The sequence below is a fragment of the Microcoleus sp. B3-D7 genome (assembly GCF_036705305.1).
Classification (GTDB): Bacteria; Cyanobacteriota; Cyanobacteriia; order Cyanobacteriales; family Microcoleaceae; genus Microcoleus.
In genome coordinates, this window is sequence record NZ_JAUBUE010000106.1 from 1 (window position 1) to 4,340 (window position 4,340).

A 4,340-nucleotide genomic window follows, 5' to 3' on the forward strand; every position below is an offset into this window, starting at 1 on the left:
TGGCGTATTGTGAGTCGTTTGGGTACATCCTATTTGAGGTTTTTTGTCAACCTCTTTTACTGGACTGGCGCTCTAGGCTGTATTCGGGGAGAAATTCTCAATGAAGATTAGGCATTTCTGTTTCAAGTTTTTTCAGGTACTCTTCTTTCTTATGAAAACTAGCCTTATCAAAAATGATAACTATTATTGCTCATTTCTCAGCAAATTGTGAGGCTTGGTTACTTGCTAATACCATTCATTGATTAGCTCTTCATAAAAGAGTTTTAGCACTTAATAAAACTTATATTAATTGCCTCTTTTGAGAAACTATACCTACATTTTTTGAGACAAATTCCTCCCTGCTCCCATTACATTACCTCTGGCTTTTCTTCGGTCTCTTCTGACCTTTTTTCGGCTTCCTTTTTTACACCAGTTTTTTGTGCTGGTGACTCTTAAACTAAATCCAATGTCGTCCCAAAACCATACCTGTAATCGCTCTGGCGTTTTTTTTTATAATTTTAAATATTTTGCTATATTTATTTTAAGCGCTGTCCTTTTTTTAGGATTTTTCTTGGCCTCTAGGCTATACTTAGCGAGCGAGGTAAACATAGTTTTTTTGCTTTAATATCCTCCGAACTTGTCCTACATATAATTTTATTTATGTGAATTATTATAATTATGTTGCTAATCTCTGCGCTGTCCATCTTCCAAAATTATATCCTACTTATTGAGGGTCTTTGTCTAGAGTTATTAATAATATATGTATATATTTATGTCTGGCTTTTTTGTGATTTCCCTCTATTTTTTTATCTATCAAACTTTCTAGATTGTCTGTGTCTCCATTGAGACACTCTGTTGGATACTTTGTTGACTGAGCAACCCAAAAAATCAGCGATTTTAGATTTTGCTTTGCCGTCATTGAGCAATAATAAAATCATAATTATTTCTCGAATAGTTGCTTTTTTTCCCTCTATTAAAGCTTTTTGTAGTTTATCTATTTGTTGGGGCTTGAGATGTTTTTTGGGCTGGCATTTTTGTATTGAGTGACTCAACTAAATTTATACCCTATTTAACGGCCCAACAGTTTCTACTCTTTTTGAGTCAATAACAGAGCCAGCTTTCACAGATTCAATTGAGAACATTTATAATCAGAATATTTTAATTGCACTACCTATGAGATGCGACAAAACTTAACTACTGTCAATATTTATTAAGGATTCAAATTAAAATGAACTAGGAGTTGTGCCGACAGTTTCAGAAACCCGGTGGGTTTCTATGTTTATGGTTATTTATCATTGCCAAACCTCTGATTTTGCCCAGAACACCGATTTTTTAGTGGAGCGTCCTGCAGACAGTATAATAACTCACAATTTCTTCAGAATTACTGACTATTTTTTTAGTTGCTAAAAATGTAACAACCCGGATATTTAGCAATTTCAGTGGGAAGGTAAAGTATAGCATCTGTTGTATGTGAGGAGAATCAACTTTATGAATTCAAATTTGCAACGTCGAGATCGCATTAATTTCCGCAGTCTGGTAACAGCGTTGTGTTTAACCTTAACTCTCGTGAGTTTTGTGAGATTAGATCCGGCGGCGGCTCAAGAACAGCGGATCAGAACGCTGAGTGTTACTGGGCGGGGTGTGGAAACGATTCCTACAACTCAAACACAAGTGCGCCTGGGGGTTGAGGTGCAGGGCAAAACGGCGGCCCAGGTGCAGCAGGAAGCGGCGAGACGATCGTCCGCTGTGGTAGAGTTACTGCGATCGTGCCAAGTCGAAAAACTCGAAACTGCCGGCATCACCCTCAATCCCATTTATAACTTCGACAACAACCAACAGCGCTTGACGGGCTATACGGCGACGAATACCGTCAGTTTTCGGATTAATACTGCATCTGTCGGCACTTTGCTTGACGATGCGGTGAATGCCGGAGCCACACGCATCGACGGTGTGAGTTTTGTCGCTGCCGATAGTGCGATCGAATCTGCTCGAAAACAAGCACTCCGCAAAGCAACTCAAGATGCTCAAGCGCAAGCGGATGCAGTCTTTAGCGCCCTCAACCTCAAGCGGGGAGAGATTCTGGGCCTTCAAGTCAACGGTGCGATCGCGCCCCCTCCAATGTATCGGCAAGTGGCTGGTACTCGCGCTGCTGCTGCTGACGCTACAACCCCTGTGGTGGGATGGGAACAGCAGGTAGAAGCTTCTGTGACTTTGCAATTTGGATATTAAATAGTTAGGGGTTGAACTGGCCACATCAGCTTGACCCTCACTATTTCTCAATTTATCAAGCAGCTTTTTCTACAAAAAACTTTAGCTGTTTTAACGACTTCTGCCCGTAGTCGAGCAATTGTTCGCCTCCCACACAAATATTTCCGTATCTTCGCCCCCAAGAGCCACAACAATCAAAGCCTTAACAATTTTAGCGCCAAACAAAGTTTCACTCTAAGTAAGTCGGTGGAAAAATTCATCACTATGTAAGGAAATATTAAGTGGCGCACTCTGAGTTAAAGTATAACTGCTCACCGCAACTTTGTTGCGGTGAGCAGTTACGCCAAATGGCTACAACCTATTATGAACTATGAACGGAATATCTCCTTTTTTAGGGGGAGAGTTCCTCAATAAATAGACTCTCCGTTAAACCCTAGGCGATCGCATTCCTCCTAAACAGAAAAGAGTCCACTCTTTTCTAAGGTCCACTCTCTGTTAAACTCTCTTAGGGCGAGCTTTAACAAGCTGGAGTTAAGCCCTTACTTTACCTAGTCCTTAATGATTCTCTTGTCATTAATGACCACTTGATCCTTGAGTTTAGGAGTGCCGGAGATGTGAAGATCACTATCCTTATTTTCCTCTGCAGCCGATTCGGCTAGATATTGGGCAGATGACTTAACATCGTGGGCTGCACGTTTAGCAGATTCGGCTGCATTTTGGGCAGATGATTTAAAATCATGCGCTGCACCTTGAGGAGATGGGGTTGCATTTTGGGCAGATGACCTAAAATCAGGCACTGGAGGTTTAGCAAATTCGGCTGCATTTTGGGCAGATGATTTAAAATCATGCGCTGCACCTTGAGGAGATGGGGTTGCATTTTGGGCAGATGACTTAACATCCTGCCTAAAATCATGCGCTGCACCTTTAGCAGATTGGGCTGCATTTTGGGCAGATGACTTAACATCCTGCTTAACATCCTGCGCTGCATCTTTAGCAGATTCGGCTGCATTTTGGGCAGATGACTTAACATTATGCGCTGCACCTTTAGCAGATTCGGCTGCGCTTTGAGCAGATGACTTAATTGATTGGGCTGCACTCTTGCCAGATGACTGAAGCGATTCGGCTGCACTTTTTATAGATGGCTCCACTGCCTTCGCTGTATCTTTTACAGTCGATCTAAACTCCTTAGTTGCGCCCTCAATTTCTTGAGCTACAGCTTTGGCAGAAGGCTTAACTTCATCAGCCGTACTTTTAATAGAGTCCGCTGCACTTTGTATAGATGGCTTGACACCTTCGACTGTCTGCTTGACTGAATCTTTTACTTCTCTAATCGTAGGTTTGACTTCCTCGGATGCGCTCTTGACTGCATCTACTACAGAAGGCTTGGCTTCCCTAACTGTCTCATTGACAGATTCGGCTATACCTTTAATCGAAGGCTTAGTTTCCTCAACAGTCTCCTTGACTGCTTCTGCTGTAGCTTTGATAGATGGTTTAACTTCCTCAGCAGTTTCCCTTGCTACTGTCCCTAGCTCTTCTACAGTGTGTTTAATACCGTCTGCTACAGTGTGTGCTGCATCCCCTAAATTATCTACAGCACGGTTAACAGTATCAGCAGTACCTTTACCAATCATAGCGCCAGCTACTGAGCCTGCTACAGCACCAATAATGCCTCCAGAGCGAGCACCCAGTATACCACCGACTGCTGCTCCAGCTATCCTCGCACCAATGCCTGAGCCTGATGATTGATCTTCCTGTGATTCTGCATTTTCGTTAGTCTGAGCCTGAAGCTGCTGGTTCTCGCTATTGTCAACATTCTTTTCCTGGAAGTTAGGATTGGCTTCAGGCTGGTTAAAAGGCTGGTTATTATCAGTCATAGATATCCTTGGGTATTACTGCTACATTTACTAGCCTAACTATATACTTCTCAGAAAATCTACTGCCTAAGAACTAGATTTTGACTGTTACTTAAGAAGTAGATTATTAAAGGTACTGACCACTACGGCCCTAGCGGCTCGCGGTTCATTCGAGCTTGAAGAAGCTGGAGGCGCGCGATCGGACATCTGGAACAGTCTTAGCTTATACCAATTTTATGTGAAGTTGCATATAATAGAGAGATAGCTTTTATGGTGCGTTTATGAGTCGTAGTTTAAAAA

Annotated in this window: 2 protein-coding genes; one reads left to right on the forward strand and one right to left on the reverse strand. The window is 42.2% G+C overall.

The features are described 5' to 3' along the window. Nucleotides 1-1,467 precede the first annotated feature (1,467 nt). A complete protein-coding gene (locus QUB25_RS29340) occupies nucleotides 1,468-2,208 on the forward strand; it encodes an SIMPL domain-containing protein (RefSeq protein ID WP_333188959.1) in 741 nt (246 codons plus the stop codon). Nucleotides 2,209-2,735: 527 nt separating this feature from the next. Here the strand turns inward: QUB25_RS29340 and QUB25_RS29345 are convergent. After that, on the reverse strand, nucleotides 2,736-4,061 hold the full coding sequence (locus QUB25_RS29345) for a hypothetical protein (protein ID WP_333188960.1): 1,326 nt from the start codon (nucleotides 4,059-4,061) through the stop codon (nucleotides 2,736-2,738). Nucleotides 4,062-4,340 lie beyond the last annotated feature (279 nt).

Coding starts and splice junctions, on each gene's coding strand:
- QUB25_RS29345 (WP_333188960.1), bottom strand. CDS start 4,061: ATGACTGATAATAACCAGCCTTTTAACCAGCCTGAAGCCAATCCTAAC.
- QUB25_RS29340 (WP_333188959.1), top strand. CDS start 1,468: ATGAATTCAAATTTGCAACGTCGAGATCGCATTAATTTCCGCAGTCTG.